This window comes from Pseudomonas sp. SCA2728.1_7, from assembly GCF_018138145.1.
GTDB classification, from domain to species: domain Bacteria; phylum Pseudomonadota; class Gammaproteobacteria; order Pseudomonadales; family Pseudomonadaceae; genus Aquipseudomonas; species Aquipseudomonas koreensis_A.
On the sequence record NZ_CP073104.1, the window covers coordinates 1467551 to 1485536 of the forward strand.

The 17986-nt window shown below is 59.8% G+C and carries 15 protein-coding genes and 1 pseudogene; 8 read left to right on the forward strand and 8 right to left on the reverse strand.

Annotation, left to right across the window (positions count from 1 at the left end; translation table 11 throughout):
• Positions 1 to 32: 32 nt before the first annotated feature.
• From KBP52_RS06500 to KBP52_RS30455, 3 genes are all read right to left on the reverse strand, one after another.
• Positions 33 to 1679, reverse strand: a complete 1647-nt coding sequence (locus tag KBP52_RS06500; protein ID WP_212622407.1) for a SulP family inorganic anion transporter — start codon at positions 1677 to 1679, stop codon at positions 33 to 35.
• Positions 1680 to 1818: 139 nt separating this feature from the next.
• Positions 1819 to 3099: an HAAAP family serine/threonine permease gene (locus KBP52_RS06505; RefSeq protein WP_064117620.1), complete on the reverse strand. Its 1281-nt coding sequence runs from the start codon at positions 3097 to 3099 to the stop codon at positions 1819 to 1821.
• 540 nt (positions 3100 to 3639) lie between these two features.
• The gene (locus KBP52_RS30455) at positions 3640 to 3834 is read right to left on the reverse strand and encodes a hypothetical protein (protein WP_116031206.1); all 195 of its coding nucleotides are present in this window, start codon (positions 3832 to 3834) and stop codon (positions 3640 to 3642) included.
• Between the two features lie 239 nt (positions 3835 to 4073).
• On the opposite strand from KBP52_RS30455, the gene KBP52_RS06510 reads away from it, so the two are divergent.
• The 5 genes and pseudogenes from KBP52_RS06510 (at position 4074) to KBP52_RS06530 (ending at position 7614) form a co-directional block, all read left to right on the forward strand.
• The gene (locus KBP52_RS06510) at positions 4074 to 4457 is read left to right on the forward strand and encodes a tautomerase family protein (protein WP_116031208.1); all 384 of its coding nucleotides are present in this window, start codon (positions 4074 to 4076) and stop codon (positions 4455 to 4457) included.
• Between the two features lie 219 nt (positions 4458 to 4676).
• Positions 4677 to 5201, forward strand: a complete 525-nt coding sequence (locus KBP52_RS06515; RefSeq protein WP_212622408.1) for a cysteine hydrolase family protein — start codon at positions 4677 to 4679, stop codon at positions 5199 to 5201.
• A gap of 348 nt (positions 5202 to 5549) precedes the next feature.
• Positions 5550 to 6029, forward strand: coding sequence for a DUF4822 domain-containing protein (locus tag KBP52_RS06520; RefSeq protein ID WP_212622409.1), 480 nt, complete (start codon positions 5550 to 5552; stop codon positions 6027 to 6029).
• Positions 6030 to 6047: 18 nt separating this feature from the next.
• Positions 6048 to 6475: pseudogene (locus KBP52_RS06525) on the forward strand (hypothetical protein).
• Between the two features lie 170 nt (positions 6476 to 6645).
• Positions 6646 to 7614, forward strand: coding sequence for a 2-hydroxyacid dehydrogenase (locus KBP52_RS06530; protein WP_123593910.1), 969 nt, complete (start codon positions 6646 to 6648; stop codon positions 7612 to 7614).
• Here KBP52_RS06530 and tssA read toward each other — a convergent pair.
• The 5 genes from tssA to KBP52_RS06555 are packed head-to-tail and all read right to left on the reverse strand — an operon-like array spanning position 7611 to position 15118.
• The gene (gene tssA / locus KBP52_RS06535; protein ID WP_212622410.1) at positions 7611 to 8693 is read right to left on the reverse strand and encodes a type VI secretion system protein TssA; all 1083 of its coding nucleotides are present in this window, start codon (positions 8691 to 8693) and stop codon (positions 7611 to 7613) included. The two genes, KBP52_RS06530 and tssA, sit on opposite strands and share 4 nt — an antisense overlap.
• Positions 8690 to 12514 (reverse strand): type VI secretion protein IcmF/TssM N-terminal domain-containing protein, encoded by a 3825-nt coding sequence (locus KBP52_RS06540; RefSeq protein WP_212622411.1) that lies wholly within the window; start codon positions 12512 to 12514, stop codon positions 8690 to 8692. The genes tssA and KBP52_RS06540 overlap by 4 nt, the downstream gene beginning before the upstream one ends.
• On the reverse strand, positions 12511 to 13275 hold the full coding sequence (locus tag KBP52_RS06545) for a DotU/TssL family secretion system protein (RefSeq protein ID WP_077573410.1): 765 nt from the start codon (positions 13273 to 13275) through the stop codon (positions 12511 to 12513). Before KBP52_RS06545 ends, KBP52_RS06540 begins: the two co-directional genes overlap by 4 nt.
• An 18-nt stretch (positions 13276 to 13293) precedes the next feature.
• Positions 13294 to 14625 carry a type VI secretion system baseplate subunit TssK gene (tssK, locus tag KBP52_RS06550; protein WP_212622412.1) on the reverse strand — a complete coding sequence of 444 codons (1332 nt, stop codon included), beginning with the start codon at positions 14623 to 14625 and terminating at the stop codon, positions 13294 to 13296.
• 46 nt (positions 14626 to 14671) lie between these two features.
• On the reverse strand, positions 14672 to 15118 hold the full coding sequence (locus KBP52_RS06555; protein WP_077573412.1) for a type VI secretion protein: 447 nt from the start codon (positions 15116 to 15118) through the stop codon (positions 14672 to 14674).
• Between the two features lie 227 nt (positions 15119 to 15345).
• Here KBP52_RS06555 and tssB point away from each other — a divergent pair, with 227 nt between their 5' ends.
• The 3 genes from tssB to KBP52_RS06570 all read left to right on the forward strand — a co-directional run bounded on the left by tssB (position 15346) and on the right by KBP52_RS06570 (position 17972).
• Positions 15346 to 15888 carry a type VI secretion system contractile sheath small subunit gene (gene tssB, locus KBP52_RS06560; RefSeq protein WP_064390536.1) on the forward strand — a complete coding sequence of 181 codons (543 nt, stop codon included), beginning with the start codon at positions 15346 to 15348 and terminating at the stop codon, positions 15886 to 15888.
• 30 nt (positions 15889 to 15918) lie between these two features.
• A complete protein-coding gene (gene tssC, locus KBP52_RS06565) occupies positions 15919 to 17400 on the forward strand; it encodes a type VI secretion system contractile sheath large subunit (RefSeq protein ID WP_212622413.1) in 1482 nt (493 codons plus the stop codon).
• A 74-nt stretch (positions 17401 to 17474) separates the two neighbouring features.
• Positions 17475 to 17972 (forward strand): Hcp family type VI secretion system effector, encoded by a 498-nt coding sequence (locus KBP52_RS06570; RefSeq protein WP_007911046.1) that lies wholly within the window; start codon positions 17475 to 17477, stop codon positions 17970 to 17972.
• The last annotated feature ends 14 nt before the right edge of the window (positions 17973 to 17986 follow it).

Here is a 17986-nt window from a genome sequence, read left to right on the forward strand (position 1 = left end):
CCAGACAAGAGAACTGCATTTCCCCCATAGAGTTATGGGTTGAACTTGAGGGCTTTCTGCACGGCGCCATCGACGCTCAAACCGCTGAGAATCACACCGTTGGCCTGCACTTCAGGCAAAGCCTCCAACACCGTCAGCGCTTCATGCTTGAGCCGCGCCAGAATCAGCCGCTTGCCCTCCTGATGCACCCGCAAGAAAAACTCCTGCATCGCCTCAATGCTGGTGCCATCCAGGTCCGGCGTCTCTTCAAGACTCAGAATCACCGTGTGCACCGGCACCTCTGCATGGCGGACCAGTCTTAACGCCGCCCCCAGAATTCGTTCAACGTTGGCAAAGAACAACGCCTCACTGGGCCGAATGATCATTACGCCAGGCTCCGTCTGGGCAATGGGATGACGCTGCACATCAACAAAATCGTGCCCGCCATCAATCCGCCCGAGCACCTGAATATCCGCCGCCGACATCTGTTTGAGCATCAACAGCACACTGATCGCCACCGAGACCAGCAAGCCGTCCAGCACGCCCAATAGCAGCACGGCAGAGACTGCGCAGATCACCAGCAAACGATCCCGGCGCCAGATGAAATACCGGCCCAGCGGCTGCAAACTCAAGCCGCGACCCAACGCATGCATGACAATCGCGGCGAGGATCGGCTCCGGCGTCAGGGCAATCCATGGCAACACCGTCAGCACGATGATCAACACCACCAGTGCTGCCACCGCGCCGGCCCAGCGTGACGTCGCACCCGCTGCTTCATTCGCCGAAGTCGCCGAATACCCGGCGCCTGCCGGCATGCCATGAAACAACCCGGAAAGCAGGTTCGACGCGCCCAGCGCCAGCAGATCGCGGTTTGAAGTGACGCGGTCGCCATGCTTGAGCGCATACGCACTGATCGAGCCATACGACTCCGCATACAGAATCATCACCAGCGCAAACCCTACCTCGCCCAAACGCAGCCAGTCGGCGAACGGCAGCACTGGCAAATTGGGCACTTCGAGGCTGAGGTCAATCATGCCGATCATCTTCACGCCGTATGCCGGCAGGTTCAGCCATTGCCCGGCGACGATGACGATCACCACCACCAGCAAGCCACCGGGTAACCGAGGGAATCGTGAAAACAACCCTAGCAACACCAGCGCAACGGCAGCGACAGCGGCGGCTGGCCAGTTCCATTGCGGCAGTTGTTCAAGCAATTGCGGGGCGAAGCGCACCAGATTGGCGTCAGTCAGATGCACGCCGACCACGCTGGCGACCTGTTTGAGAATGATCGTCAGCGCCAGGCCGAAGGCAAATCCGCGTAAAACCGGTTTGGCGATGAAGGCGGTGACACTGCCCAGACGAAAGAGCCCGGCCAATAGAAACAAGCCGCCCGTGACCAACACCAGGCCGACTGCCAGGGTCGAGCGCAATTGCGTGTCACCATTGGCCAGCGTCGCCGTCGCGGCCGCCAGCACTGCGGCCGACGAGGACGTCGCCGACACAATCGCAAAACGACTGGTGCCGAACACCCCATAACACAGCAACCCGGCAAACAGGGCGATCACCCCTGCCTGAGGCGCCAGCGCGGCGATGGTCGAATACGCCACCGCTTCGGGCAGCAAGAGGCCTGCGATGGACAGGCCGGCGAGCACGTCCTGCCAGCGATTGATGGGTGCAACAGGTGGCGCGAGGCTCGACAATCCACTGTCTCCAGACGAAAAAAAACCGCTGCGCATCGGTGATGCGCAGCGGCGTACTGTAGCTCAAAAACAAAAGATCGCAGCCTTGTGCAGCGTCTGCTCAGGGATTCAGGCAGTGGCTGCCGCAGGCTGCGAACTTTTACATCGTCAGCTTGTAAACCAGTGCCGAAATCGCTACCAGACCTACCGCCGTTACAAACACGTTAGAGGCCTGACCACGATAGCGCGCCATCGCCGGAATCTTGCGAATCGCATACATCGGCATCAGGAACAGAATCGCCGCGATTACCGGGCCGCCGACGGTTTCGATCATGCCCAGAATGCTCGGATTCAGGGTCGCGATGATCCAGCAGATCACCAGCATGAAAGCCGCCACGATGCGATCCAGTGCCTTGGCGCTCGGACGCTTGCCGCTCTTCACGATCAAGCCTTTCAGGCCCTCACTGGCGCCGATGTAGTGACCGAGGAACGACTTGGAGATCGCGACAAACGCGATCAACGGCGCGGCGAACTCAATGGTCGGATTGTTGAAGTGGTTGGCCAGGTACGACAGGATCGACAGATTCTGCTCTTTGGCTTCCGCCAATTGCTCCGGTGACAACGTCAGCACGCAACTGAAGACGAAGAACAGCACCATCAGCACCATCAATGCATGGGCGCGGAACAGGATCTGCGAGCTGCGCTCATCGGCATGCACGCCGTACTGACGCTTCTGATCCACTGCAAACGCCGAAATGATCGGCGAATGGTTGAACGAGAACACCATCACCGGAATCGCCAGCCACAGCGTGTGCAGCAGCGCCGACGGCGGCGGCACCTGCGAAACGGTGGTCAGGATACCGCCGTTCCAGTGCGGAATCAGGTATACCGCCAGAAACAGCAGCGCGACGATGAACGGGTACACCATCAGGCTCATCGCCTTGACGATCGCCTCCTGGCCGCAACGCACCACAGCCAGCAAACCAAGAATCAGCACGAACGACAGCAGCGCACGTGGCGGCGGTGTGATGTGCAATTGATGCTCAAGGAAACTGGCGACCGTGTTGGTCAAGCCGACGCTGTAGATCAGCAGGATCGGGAAGATCGCAAAGAAATAAAGCAGCGTGATCAACGCACCAGCCTTGATGCCAAAATGCTGTTCGACCACTTCAGTGATGTCGGCGCCTTCGCGACCGGAAAGCACAAAACGGGTCAGACCGCGGTGAGCGTAGAACGTCATCGGGAACGCCAACAGCGCAAGGACCACCAGCGGCCAGAAGCCACCCAAGCCTGCGTTGATCGGCAAATACAGGGTACCGGCGCCAATGGCCGTTCCAAACAACCCCAACATCCAGGTGGTGTCCTGGCGATTCCAGCTCGAGAGTTCAGCGGGTGCTGCTGCATCAAAGCGCTCTTCGACGCTATTGGCCTGATCATTCATCCGGTCGGATCTCCGCATTCCGGTCACTTGCCACTCGGTCAGGACGCGTCGGAAAAAACCGACAGACATGCTCCGGCCGAAACAGGGGCGCGATTCTCCGCGATAAATGAGCAGAAGCAAAGACTTAGCTGAGGAATGGTTGTGCGGAGCAGATCAGTGGGGTGTCGTTTTCTGGAAAACTGCTGTCGCCCACAACTACGTCGAATGTCGTTTTTGGCCCGTATCAGCGACAAGCGCCCCCGTCAGGAAAACATTTCAGATCACACGAAGAATCATCGTCCCGATTGTGATGACGACCAGCGCAAACACTGCCCCCATACCGAACCTGAATAATTCTGAGCGAATCTCCGCTGGGGACAGACCTTTGGCCTCTTCAGCAAACTCGGCGTCCTCTCGTCGAAGTCGTTCAACTCTGGCTTCAGGGTCTTCTCTGTACATATTTAACGTCCTTTGCTAAGTCGCGAGACCAATCTGTTATGTAAAACGTTATTGAGCAGCCGGTACGCCTGATCGCAAACCATGATGGGTGAAGCGCTTCATTTAAAACCTGGTCAATATTCCGAATACAGCAGTAATCGCAGTTAGCAGCCCCGTGCCTACTGCTACCGGGTACCAGAACCGCTCTCGTTTTAGTTTGTTTTCCTCAGCCATAAGCTTGCGTCTCTCGACAATGAGCTTGCGTGATTCGTTTTGTAGCCTTTCGAGTTCCAGATTTTCCCGATCATTCTGAAGCATTTGCCTTCCTTGGCTGTTGGCAGTGACTGAACAGGCTGCTTTGGATCCTGATGATTTCGCATTCATCACTTGCCAGGTAGCAGACGAGTCTGGCGGATTCGTAGGTAAATTCCTCAAATCAGGTAGGTCGCCTCAAATAGAGACTTTTAGGTAATGCGCAGAGATCAAGCGCCCTATTCTTTCAATTTGGCCCACTTGATCTAGCGTGAGATGAATCCCCTGCCCTGCGGAGCCTTCCCATGCCACTGGTTCGCGTCGATATCCAGCAAAACCCCGACCCCACTTTCGCCAAACGCATCGGCGAGCACATCTACGCTGCCCTGCGCAGTTGTATCGATGTGCCCGAGCACGACAACTTCCAGATCCTCACCGAGCACGACAGTCAGCACCTCGTTTACGACCCGCAGTATCTGGGGATCCAGCGCAGTGATGGCGTGGTGTTCATTCAGATCACCATCAGCGAAGGGCGCTCGATAGAGAAGAAACAGTTGCTGTTCAAAACCATCGCTGAAAGCCTGCACACCCAACTGGCGGTGCGCCTGGAAGACGTGTTCATCAATCTGGTGGAGGTGAAAAAAGAGAACTGGTCATTCGGTAACGGCATTGCGCAATACGTCACTTGAGCGGGTGATTGACAGCCCGGCATCGGTGCCAGCATGATCGGCCCCATGAACATTCGCGCGCTGCAACTCACCCGTACCACCACGACCGCCACCGGCGGGTCGTGGTGTTTCTGCCTGAGGTAAACCCAGCGCAGCAAACCCAAGGCCCCGCCAGCAATGGACGGGGCCTTGTTGTTTCTCCCGTCCGTGCGGCATCTGCAGCCCCCAAGGAGAAACACCATGCCCGCAGCACTGTTGATCATCGATATGCAGGTTGGTCTGTTCCACGGACCGGAAAAGCCCTACCAGGGCGAACGGGTTCTGGCCAACATCCAGCGCCTGGTCGCTCAGGCCCGCGCGAATCAAGTGCCGATCTTTGCCGTGCGCCACACCGGCCCGGACGGCTCACCGATTGCCGCTGGCAGTCCTTTCTGGCAATTACTGCCAGCGCTTGAGCTGGACGCAGACATCGATACCCTCTTCGACAAATCCCGCCCGAATGCCTTTCATGGCACTCAATTGGCTCGGCAACTCGAATCCGCGCAAGTCGATGACCTTTATATCGTCGGTATGAAAAGCCAGTTCTGCATCGACAGCACCTGCCGCGCCGCCGCGGATCTCGGCTTCAAGCCATTGCTGGTCGTTGACGCCCACACCTGCATGGACACTGCCGCGCTACCGGCCGCAGCAATCATCCAGCATCACAACGCAACCCTCGGCGCTGCCTTCGCGCGTTTAATCAACTGCGCTGAAGTGACGTTCTAAGGAAATCCACTCTGAAGTTGACGCAACTTGACTTGCTGCGGTTGCGTCAACCAGACATTTGTTACGGCATCCTCTGTCCTACAGCATCGTGTAATTAATTAAGGGTGCCAGCGACTTCAACTACAGACAACACCAACAAACAAGCAAATCGAACACCAACTTTTCAGAATATTCCTACAGCCTAAACAGCCAAAAAAAACCAACAACAAAATATTACTTAAAGCCGAATGCCAGCCATTTGTTACAAACAACTACCCAGCCATTGAACAATATTCCGCGGCAGGTCTATATTTTTATCGCCCTGAAGTTGAACGACCAACAATTAAAGTGTGATCAAGAGGACACAGCATGCAGAAGAACATGATGACCGGCCTGTTGTTGGCCGCACTGCTTGCCCCGCTCGCCAGCGCCAACGCCGACGTCCGCGAGCTGGCTTCTTCGCCCCGATGGCTGACCACCAAGGTCTACCTCGACGGCGCCCCTGAAACCGACGTCAAAGCGAAGTACCCCGGCGTCGTTGGCATATCGACCTGGGATCCCGAGCGTAATCGATACGAATTCTTTTACACCGATACCGGCGAATCAAAGTACAACAACGGCGGCGGCGGTTATTTCTTTGTCACCGGCGATCAGCAACAGCACATTCTTGTGCCGGATGTCGGCCCGACCAGAACATGGGCCAGACGTCTGGAAACATTGAACAACCGTGAATTCACTTACTCTCGGGAAGTACCCCGCGACATGGTCGACAACAACCCTCTCGTTCGCATTCATGTCGTTCACGAGCCCTATACCGGAACGATAGAAACCAGGTCCGTCATCAAATAATAAAACCAGGAGTTCAATATGCAAAAATCACTTAAAAACCTGCTGATGTCGGCGTTACTGATTTCTTCCGTCTATTGCGCCGGGGTCAGCGCACAAACCGCTACCCAACCCGCAAAAAATGCCGTCGCCACTGCCGACAACGCGATGATGCTGACTGTGTTTCTGAAGCATGATCAAACCCGACCATTAAGTGAACTCAGGCCCAGCTCGCGCAACAGGGTTTCCATAAAACCTTTCCCCCGGCCGGAGTCGAGGTGGTGAGCTGGAACATCATGATGGGTATCGGCCAGGTCGTGACCGTGCGATTTCCTGTCTCGCGTCTGGCGGAAGTGAATCTTGCACTGGAAAACACTGCTTGGGGCAGCTACCGCACCGAGTTCTATCCGACCTACGATTTCAAGCCGATCGCGATGGCTGAGCAAGCCAAAGCCCAAGCGGCTCAATGATGTCGGCAGCACACCGGATCACCGGTGTGCTGCCAGCCTTGCTTCTTGTCCGAAGCCGTCCAGAATCAAAGCACCACTGCGCGAATGACAACGATTGCCAAGTCGCTGCGGATTCAGCACTCTGAAACGACTTTCTCGACCAACCCGCCGACGTTCACAGGAGCCGCGCAATGCCCGCAACCGTTCTGGTACTGGTTGAAACCATCAATGACTATTTGCCGATCCTCGAACATCAGGGCTTCCACCTGATTCTCGCCCCCACACCCGCCGAACGTGCGCACGCCATTGCCTCCCAAGGCAGCCGCATCGATGCGGTGCTGACCCGCGGTCCGCTGGGCCTCACGGCGGAAGAGATCGCCGCCCTGCCCGCGTTGAAGATCATTACCGTCATCGGCGCCGGCTACGAACAGGTCGACCTGCAAGCCGCCAGCAACCGTGGCATTACCGTCACCAACGGCGCCGGGGTCAACGCCTCGTCGGTGGCTGACCATGCGATGGCGATGTTGTTGGCACTGGTCCGGGATATCCCGCGGTGTGATGCCGCAGTACGCCGGGGTGAATGGCCGAAGATCATGCGCCCGTCGCTGGCCGGCAAACGCCTGGGGATTCTCGGGCTGGGCGCCGTCGGGCTGGCGATCGCCAAACGTGCGAGCCTCGGCTTCGACATGGAAATCAGCTACCACAGCCGCCAGGTGCGTAGCGATGTGCCTTATGCGTTCTGCTCGACGCCGACCGAACTGGCCCGGGCTTCGGACTTTCTGATTGTCGCCACGCCCGGTGGCATTGGCACCCAACATCTGGTCACCCGCGCGGTGCTCGATGCGCTCGGGCCGAAAGGCTTCATCGTCAACATTGCCCGCGCCAGCGTCATCGCTACGGCGGATCTGATCACTGCCCTTGAACAACGCAGAATCGCCGGCGCCGCACTCGATGTGTTCGACCACGAGCCACAAGTGCCGGATGCGCTGAAAACACTGAGCAACGTGCTGCTGACGCCACACGTCGCCGGCCTGTCACCGGAAGCGACGCAAGGCACCGTCGAACTGGTAGGCAAAAACCTCGTGGCGTTCTTCTCAGGCGAGCCCGTGCTGACGCCCATCGCGCTGCCACCGAAACTCAACAACCAGCGTGTGCACTAAAGCACGCCGAGCAACGTCCATAAACGCCGCGATTCGGCGTCGGCACTGATCAGCTCACCGAGTAACTCGCTCAGCGGTTTGTTGCCCCACTCGACTCCCCGGCGGATCAGATACGGCACCGGGCTATGGGGTTCGGTGCGGGCCAGGTATTCGGCGATCAGCAGCAATTGTCGATAGGCCTCCTCACGATTGGCCGGCTCGCGAAACACCTGAGCAACCGGCGCAGGCTCTTCAGGCTGCGTCATGATTGCAGTGGCTTCGACCACGGGCACGGGCGGCGCCGGTTGTTGTGGGTGCATGGCGATAAACTCCTGAACCAGCTTCAGCAGCGCTTGAATGATGTCCTGCAAGGGGCGTAATCCCGGGCCTTGCTCACCCAGATAAGCATTGCTCCAGCTGTCGAGCCGTTGCAGGTGTTGCAGGCTCAACAGCAGATTGCCCTGGGTGCGCAGCCAGAATGCCAGCGGTGTGGCACGGATCTGGTCGCTGAGTTTTTTCTGTTCATTGCGTGCAGTTTCTGCCGAGCTTTTGGCATTCTTGCTGTCGTTGACCTGCACCTGTTGAATCTGCAAACGCCGCCAGACTTCCAGGGTATAAGCTTCGAAATCGCTGTTGCGAGTGCCGAACAGCGGCACGCGAGTGAGCAACACTTCACTGTAGCGACGCACCAGCCATTCCAGCGGAATCACGCGCCACGACTGATCGCCCTCCTCGGCTTGCGGATGCAAGTGTTCAGGGAAGCGCTCACACAAACCGGCAATCAGCGCCAGACTGCCGGGCAAACCGTCCAGTGCTTGCAGGTGCAGCCACGCTTCGCCGAGCCAGGCGCTGAGCATCAAGTCCTTGCTGCGTTCGAGCAATAAAGCAGTGGTGAGTTTCTCGACCTCCGGCCAGTTCGCCCGCTTCAGTGTCGACTGCCAGACCCCGGTCGGCAGGCTTGCATCATCCTCGCGGCGCAAGTCGCGCAACTGATCGAACTCACGCTCATAACGCAAATCGACACCGCACGGCGCATCCGCGCTGATCGGCGCGAGCAGTTGATCAATCAGGTCTGGCACAGCGGTCGATGGCAGGCTCACATGCCCTCCTTCTGCGATTCAAGGGCGACAGTGCTGCCGGTCACCTGAAACGGTGAGCGCGGCGCACGGGTGGGCAACGGGGCAATCGACAGCGGCAATTTCGAACCCTGGCTCATCAATGACAGGCGCACGAACATCCGCGTGAATTCGCTGGTGACGCTGTTGGCCGACGCGGTCACGGGCAGGCGCAGGGTCAGCGGGAAATCGGTGTAATCCATGCTCGGCTGACGCTGCACCGAGAAGTGCGCACGCATCATCCGCAGCAACGACCATGGCCCGCCGTATTCCCAACCGGCCTCCAGATCACGCACCACCAGATTCGGTTGCAGCGGATCATTGACCGGACGTTCCTTGCCGTTGCGCGCCCAGCGCAGGGTCAGGCGAATCGGCTGGCCGAGCATCCAGCGCAGACTCGGCTGCTCGGCCGCGACCGGGTAGTTGATCTGCTGATTGCCGGCGAGCAAACCCCAGGCAATCACTTGATCGGCACCCTGTTCATTATCGCGATCGGTGCGCCAGCGCACGTCGAGCTCGACGCCGAGGATGCCGCTCTTGTCGCGCACGAACAGCGGCGTCAGCCAGGTGCTGGCCTGCTTCAAACGATTGAGAAAGTCTTCAGCGGCGACGCGTTCCGGCGTCTGATTCGTGGCCAGTCCGGCCTGGGCGACCGGCAGGCGCTTATCGATCAACTCCAGCAAATATTGAACCCGCGCCGGTTCGGCATCCGGCATCTGCACGCCGTTGGCGAATGGAAACCGGTCAGCGAGGTACTGATTGAAGTAGTTGGCCAGCTCATTCCACGCGGCCGCCGCCTGTTGTACTTGCAACTGCTGACAACGCTGCATGGCTTCCTGTTGCAGCTCGACCGCGCGCATCGCCAGGGTGCCGCGCCCACCGGCAAGGTTGGCGGTCTGCAACATTTGCAGGCAGGAGTTGACGTCCATTTCGATGAAATCGCGGCTGACCAGTTGTTCGATCTGCGCTGGCGAGCTGGCCGGATTGGCTTCCTTGTATTTACGCAGTTCATCGTTCAGCGCGCTGAACTGCGTCACGCGTTCGTAATCCAGCGCCGAGAGATTGGCTTGCTGTGTCGTCAACCACTGTAACGAAGACGTGCGCCGCTCAGTGATGCCGAGCATGGTATTGAACTGCTGCTTGAGGCTCAGCTTCAGGTCCTGCACATCACTGGCGCCAAACAATTGCAGGCCGAGGTTTTTCGAACCGTCCCACTGACTGATTTCGGTACGGCCGCCGAACATCGGTTGTGCGGTGATGTCTTCCAGCCCCCCGGTAATCTGCGCCATGGCGCGGCGGTTGAGGGCCGCTTGCAGGCGTGTGGAGAGATCCGCGCGGTGCACCTCGACAAACGCCTTCTGCAGGGCCATGGCTTGCTCGGCCTGGACGTTGAACACGGCGTAAGGATGCGCTTGGTCGTTGTGATCCTTGAGGCTTAGCCACATCGCCTGAGCGGCGGCGCGTTCGGCGGTTTTGAGCAAGGCAATCCGATAGTCCGGCGGAATGCGCGGCAGCTCTTCAGCGACGTAGCTGTTGTAGTCGGCGAAATACTTCAGCGACTCATTGAGATCATCGCCGTCTACGGTCTGGCCTTGCAGGTTGACGTTGTCTTCACTGTCGCGCAGAGCAACCGAAACGAATTCACGCTTGAACAGCGCCTGTATCGCGTTATCCAGCTTGATCACTTGTTCCTGCAAGGCCAGTTGCCCGCTGACTTGTTGCACCAGCAGGTTGTCCCGCGAGCCGATCTGGGCGATCCACTGATCGCGAAAGCTCTGCTGCAGGCGTGTCGCTTGCGTATCGAGGTCTTGCTCGACCTGCGTGCCCAGCAATGTGCTCTTGCCGACCTTGGTGAGGAAATCGCGATAACCCGGCACCAGTTCCTGGCCTTTGCCGCGACTCCACGTCGAATTGGTCAGGGCAATCGCCGCTTGCAGATCGTCGACCAGCGCGGTCAGGTCTTCCAGCTCCCGCAGGCTGTTGCCGCTGCCGGCTTGCAATTGATCCAGATGCAATTTGAGGTAGCCAGCCTTGCTGACAAAGTTGTCGGCGAGGAAATACTGATCCAGCCAGCGCTGCATCAACCCGGAAAAGTTGCTGACGATCTGCGGCCGGTCGACGCTCAGATCAAGTGCCTGCAAGCTGCCGTCTTCCCCGGCCACGAGCAGCCGATTGTAGAACGCCGCATACGGCAAGGTGCCCGTGTTGAGGTTCAGTGACAGCGCGTTGTTGCTCAATTGCACCAGGTCGTCCAGGGGCGCGCGCGGGTTGTTCTGCACTTGATTGAACAACTGGTTCTGCTGTTCCAGACGCAAGGCCCGATCCACCAGATCGTTCGCCTTCAGATAGTTCTGCCACTGCGCCGGGTCGTCGCTTTCGACACTGCTGCGCCGGTCGGTGCTGCGGATTGCCTTGATCTGTGCCAGTTGCGCGCTCAACAGGTCATGCAGCGGCACCATGATGTGGCGCTGGGTGGACTGCAAGACTTGCTGCTCAAGCTGATTGTCCAGCGAGGAAAACCACGACGTCGGAAACACCAGAGAAACATAGTTCCAGTGCGGCGCACGCTCGAGCACGCGCCAGAAGGTCTGCACGTTGCGTCGGGTCGAGTCGACCCGCTGCGCCTCGTCGCTGATCGCCACGTAGCCCTTTTGCGCGCCTTGCATCTGCCGCGCCAGTTCGTGGGCATCCTTGACCGACACCTGCCAGACCCAAAGCATCGCCACCACCCAGATCACCCCGACCACCAGCGCCACGCCGGCCGTCAGCCGCTGCCAACGCTGACGCAAGCGCAACAGACGCGGCACGCCTTGCGCCAGCCCGCGCTCGCCGACCAGACGCTGGCGCCACAACTGGCGCACAAAGACGCTTTGCTGCAAGCCGCTGTCATCAGCGGAAAATCCATCCTTGGCATCCTCCGAGGCCTGACTGGCGCTGAAATAGACACCGCGAAAACACGGTGCTTCACCCTGGGCGTTACCTTGAAACACCGGCTCCAGAACACTCTGCAAACCACGCCGCAAGGTTTCCAGACGCTCCGGCAAGGCGTACAGATCGGCGCTCAACTGGCCGGACAAGGTGCCGATTTCGATGATCGCTTCCGCCACAGCGCGATGGATGCGATCGAGCGCCTGATCGCTCCATTGCCCTTGCCAAACCGCATCACGTGAATAAGGCGACGACCAGCCAAGGGTACGTTCGCGGGCCTCGTCGGGCAGCGCGCTGATCAGTTCCTGGAAGCCCGGCAACTCTTCAAGCCCGGTGATGATTACGTACACCGGCACACTCAGGCCAAAGCGTTGCAGCAGATCGATGAAGCGCCGGCGCGCCGCCAGACCTAGGCTGGCAGCCTGTTCGAGATTACTCAGGCGACTCACCGGCACCAGCCAGACCACCCCGTCCAGCGGCCGCTTGCTGCGCATCCGCAAGATCAAACCGAGCAACCGCCACCAGCCGCCACGCTGCAAATGCATGCCGTCGTCGGGCAGAAACAACGCCTGCGGCACCACCAGCACGGCGCCTTCCGGGTCCGACCACCAGCGGCCGAACCACGCCGGTTTGTCGGTCGGTTGCAGACGCCATTCACTGACCAGTTGCGTGCCCTGGGTTTCGTCGCCGAGCATCAGCAGCCATGGCATCTGATAGCGATCGTGACTGCCCTGCTCCTGCTCCATTTGTCGCACGGCTGCGTAGAAACTGCGGATAGCGGCGCCGCTCTGAGTGCGCAACCACCACACCGCCACCGCAATGATCACCACGACCAGCAGTAGCGCGACACCCCACACGACCATCGTCAGGGTACTCATGAGTCTTGCTCCGCTGGCGCCACCGAATCGATGATCTGCAGCACCGGGTCCAGCTCCGAACGAATATCACGCCAGAGGAACTGGCCAAGCCCGGTCAGCAACAGCACCATCGCCAGAATCCCCAGCGCCAGGCGAAAGCCGTCCGGCAGCGCCGTGCGCACCGGCAGTTGCAATGGCGGGGTCAGCGACGGCTGCACCAGGCGCTGACTGACATCGGCGTAACTGGCATCGTCCTGCCAGGCGAAGGTGTACAGCGCCAGCCGCCACTTCTCCAGTTGCGCCTGGCTGTGTTCGCCACGCAGACGCCCGTGGAAGCCGAGGATCAGACACTGCAGATAGACATTGGCCAGATCGCGGGTGGTCGGTTGCTGCTCGTCGAGCAAGGTTTGAATCGCCGCCGGCACTTGTTCGCCGGCCTGACGACTGGAATACAGACGCGACTCCAAGGGTTTGTCCTGCCACGCCGACTGCCCGGGCCATGGTGTGAACAGCAGGGTTTCATCGACCAGCGCGACGAATGCATACACCAGTGCCTTGACCTGCTCGGTCGCCGAATCACCGACCCGCGCATAAGCGGTGCGCCACAGTCGCTGCGAAGCCTGTGTCGAGAGTTCGACAACGGTCTCCACCAGCGCCGCTTCGTCCTCGCTGTCCTTGGGCAATTGCACCCAGTCCTGCTGCCATTGCTGCCACGTCTGACGGAACGCGCTGCTCAACGGTGCGTCCTGCAACCCAAGGCTTGCGGCACTTCCTTGCGACATACGGCGTTCCTTGTGTGATCAGGCGCTTTCACTGTTCTGGGCTACAAACAGCACCACTTGCCACGGACTGCTGGTCAACTTCGCCGCCGGTGCGGCGATCATCAGCGGCAGTTGCGCGTCGAACCACGCGCCTTCTGCAGTCAGCACAAACAGCCGGGTGTCCTCGCCGACGCTATAGGCCACCTGTTCGCTGCGGCTCATGGCCTGATGGGACAAACCGCTCATGCGCTGACGACTGAGCAGCGCGATGTGCGGCGCCGAAGCGATGATCGCGCCGCGCAACCAGTCGATCGCGGCTTGTTCGCTGGCACCGTTGGGCATGCGCAGACCGATGACCAGGCGCTGACTCGGCTGCTCGTCCGGCAGTTGAATCGAAAAGCTCTGCTCACCACGTTCGAACGGCAGGCTGCGGTAGCCGGCGCGAATCAGTTCGAGGGTGGTTTCCAGCCATTGCAGCACCGCGTCATAACCGCGCTGCAATTCGACAAAATCCAGCGGGGCAAACGCCGGCACGCCGGCCAGCGGATCCAGCGCCGACCACGCGCCCGCCAGTCCGAGCAGGTGCACATACAGCGCTTGCGGATGGGCGATGCGGCTGTTCAGCGCGCCTTCGACTTCCGGCAGGCGAACCCACAGCGCGGTCAACTGCCGACGGATTTCCAGCGCGTCGTCCTGATTGCCGGCCTGCTGCGCCTGTCGCAAACGGCCGCCGAGAAACAGGCACTTTTCCCGTGCCCGCGCACAGAGGCCGGCGACGCGTCGACCGAGCGCCGATTCCGGCAACAGAGTCGGCGTCGGTGGGGTATAAGACAGCGGCAGGAAACCACCGCCCTCCTTGCGGATTTTCAGCAGCGGCAGACAGATCGAATCGGCCTTGTTCTGTTGCGTGCACAGGCGTGGATTGGGGCGCCACACGGTGATCGATTCAGGGAATTCGCCGCTGGTGAGATCGGGAAGCGCATCGCCCACCACCGACTGCAAGCGGCCCTTGAGCGGCAGCAACTGCCCGGCCCGCCACATCGGGCTGATCGCCAGGTACACAGTGACAGTGGCATCGTCGGTGGCATCGATCGGCGCACTCACATCCAGTTCCAGTGCCGGCCCGATCCCGGCCTGCAAATCCACCGGCAAGCCGTCGGGCATCGTCCCTTGCAGCGACAAGACGCGCACCACGCCAGCGCTCAGCGCCGAAGGATCGAACTCCATATGGCTGACACCCCAGAACCACGGATTGCACGCCTGCGCCAGATGCGCGCCGAGCGCTTCGGCTCGCAGCCCTTGCAACTGAAAATGCTGCGGCAGCAATTGCATGCCTTCGTGCCAGCAAACCGCGTCAGGTAGCAGACTCATACGACTCCCTTCGACAAGGCCGCAATCCGGCGGCAGCGGTGGTGTGTCAGTGTTCGGTGTTGACCAGGCTCATCTCGCGGCTGTCGAATTTCAGCCACGCCTCACTCTGATCGTCGAGGCGCAAGCGGTGTGCTCCGGGTGTGGTATAGCTGGCGAAAACCAAAAGTCCAGCGGCCTTCTTGCCCCCTAACGGGAAGGGTTGACGGTCGATGAATTGCCCCGGCACCAGCTCCAGTCCCCACACGCTCATCAGCTGGCGATAGTCGCGCTGGTACTGCTCGCGTTCGGCGAACCACTGACTGGCACTGATGCCGGACAGTTGCTTGAGCAGATCAGGGTCGACGACCGCAATGAAGTCCACGGCAATCGGCGTGTCGTCGTTGGCTTTCGGCGCGACGTCGAGGGTCAGGCTGTCGAGGTCCACCTTCGGCCCGAAGAGCGAGCAACCGGCCAGGGACGCAAACAGCAGTGTTAGAAAAAGTCGTCTACGCAAAATGAATTTTCCTTTTCGCGAACCTGTCCAAAAATGTTTTTGCTTGCATTTTTATAGACCTGTTCTAGCGTCTTGGGTAGTTCGGTTCCTACAGCCGAATGAGGAAGGTTTGTCAAAGGAACGACAGGTCATCTGCCTCCCTTTCTAACCTACGGTCCAGCAAGGGAAAGCGATGAACGGGCCACCCCGATGCATTGCGCCCGCTCATCGCATCGGAGTCCGCCGACATGGCAGAAAGTACTCAACACAAGCTCGACCGGGTGCGCCCGCCCCGAGTGCAAATCACTTACGACGTCGAAATCGGCAACGCCATCGAGAAAAAGGAATTGCCACTGGTGGTCGGGATACTCGCTGACCTCTCCGGCAAACCGCTTGAGCCATTGGCAAAACTGACCGAGCGGCGTTTCACCGAAATCGACCGTGACAACTTCAACGAAGTGCTCGCCTCGATCAGCCCGCGAGCCACGCTGCAGGTCAACAACACCCTCAGCGGCGACGACAGCAAGCTCAATATCGAACTCAACTTCAAACACATCGACGACTTCGACCCGGTCAAAGTGGTGGAGCAAGTCACGCCGCTGCGGCGCCTGTTCGAGGCCCGCCAGCGTCTGCGCGATCTGCTGACCAAACTCGACGGCAACGATGACCTGGACAAGCTGTTGCGCGACGTCATCGCCAACACCGAAGGCCTGCAGGAAATCAAATCGGCCCGCCCAGACACCGCTACCCCGGCCGCTGACGCCGAGGCACCGGCCGAACCGCAAGCCTGATCGTCCACTTAATCGAGGGGAGAATTCGCCATGCCCGCTTCTGCTCAGAAACAAGCCAGCGGCAGTACGACCGAGACACTTTCCCTGCTCGACCAGATCATTCTCGACGGCCGCATGGCCCACGATGACAGTCAGCAGGATTACGCCCGCGACATGCTCGCGGAATTCGCCACCCAGGTGCTCGACGAAGGCATGGCCATCGACAAGGACACCGTGGCGATGATCAACGACCGCATCAGTCAGATCGACGAGCTGATCAGCGCCCAGCTCAACGAGGTCCTGCATCACCCCGACCTGCAAAAACTCGAAGCCTCGTGGCGTGGTCTGCACCTGCTGGTGCAGAACACCGAAACCAGCACGCGGCTGAAACTGCGCCTGCTCAACGTCACGCAGAAAGAGTTGCAGAACGACCTGGAAAAAGCCGTCGAGTTCGACCAGAGCGCACTGTTCAAGAAGATCTATGAAGAAGAATACGGCACCTTCGGCGGCCACCCGTTCAGCCTGTTGGTCGGTGACTACACCTTTGGCCGGCACCCGCAGGACATCGGCCTGCTGGAGAAACTGTCGAACGTTGCCGCCGCTGCGCATGCGCCGTTCATTGCCGCCGCCAGCCCGCGCCTGTTCGACATGAACAGCTTCACCGAACTGGCGGTGCCGCGTGATCTGTCGAAGGTGTTCGAGAGCCAGGAACTGATCAAGTGGCGCTCGTTCCGTGAGAGCGAGGATTCGCGTTACGTGTCTCTGGTGCTGCCGCATTTCCTCCTGCGTCTGCCCTACGGCCCGGACACTTCGCCGGTGGAAGGCATCAACTACGTCGAAGACGTCAACGGCACCGACCACAGCAAATACCTGTGGGGCAACGCCGCGTGGGCGCTGTCGCAACGCATCACCGAAGCGTTCGCCAAGTACGGCTGGTGCGCGGCGATTCGTGGCGCTGAAGGCGGCGGCGCGGTGGAAGGTCTGCCAGCGCATACGTTCCGCACCAGCTCCGGCGATTTGTCGCTGAAATGCCCGACCGAGGTGGCGATCACTGACCGCCGCGAAAAAGAACTTAACGACCTCGGTTTCATCGCCCTGTGCCACAAGAAAAACAGCGATGTGGCGGTGTTCTTCGGCGGCCAGACCACCAACAAATCCAAGGTCTACAACACCAACGAGGCCAACGCCAACGCGCGCATTTCGGCGATGTTGCCGTACGTGCTCGCGGCCTCGCGTTTCGCCCACTACCTGAAGGTGATCATGCGCGACAAGGTCGGCAGTTTCATGACCCGCGACAACGTGCAGACCTACCTCAACAACTGGATCGCCGACTACGTGCTGATCAACGACAACGCGCCGCAGGAAATCAAGGCGCAGTATCCGTTGCGTGAAGCGCGGGTGGACGTCACCGAAGTCGCCGGCAAGCCTGGCGCCTACCGGGCGACGGTGTTCCTGCGGCCGCACTTCCAGCTCGAAGAGCTGACCGCGTCGATCCGCCTGGTGGCGACGTTGCCGCCACCGGTTGCTGCCTGACCTGCTTTGCCCCCGCCGCCGCTGCGGTGGGGGTTTTCTCTATCTAGCGCGACACCCTTCAGGAGTTTCAAGCGATGGATGCAATCATTCTCGACCTCGGCGGCGACATCAAAGGCGACAGCCTGCTCGAAGGTTTTGCGGACAAGATCGAAGTCATGTCCTACAGCCACAACGTGGCGATGCAAGTCACCAACGACGTCAGCAACTCGGAACGCACCTCCGGCAAACCCCATGTCGGCGAGTTCACCGTGACCAAGTTTATCGACAGCTCGACCCCGTCACTCAACGAATACTGCTGCGCCGGCAAACCGATCCCCGAAGCCATCATCACCATCGGCCGCAACGCCGCCGAAGGCAGCGGGCAGTTGATGCCCTTTATCGTCTACACGCTCACCAACGTGGTGCTGTCCAACGTCAGCGTCAGCGGCGGCACCGGCGGCAAACCGGTGGAAACCGTGTCGCTGAACTTCACCAAGATCAAATGGGAACTCACCGCACAGAAAGACGACGGCACCAAGGAAGGCACCGCCGCGTCGACCTGGGATATGGCCGCCAACAAGCTTGTCAGCTAACCCGGCGCTCTGGC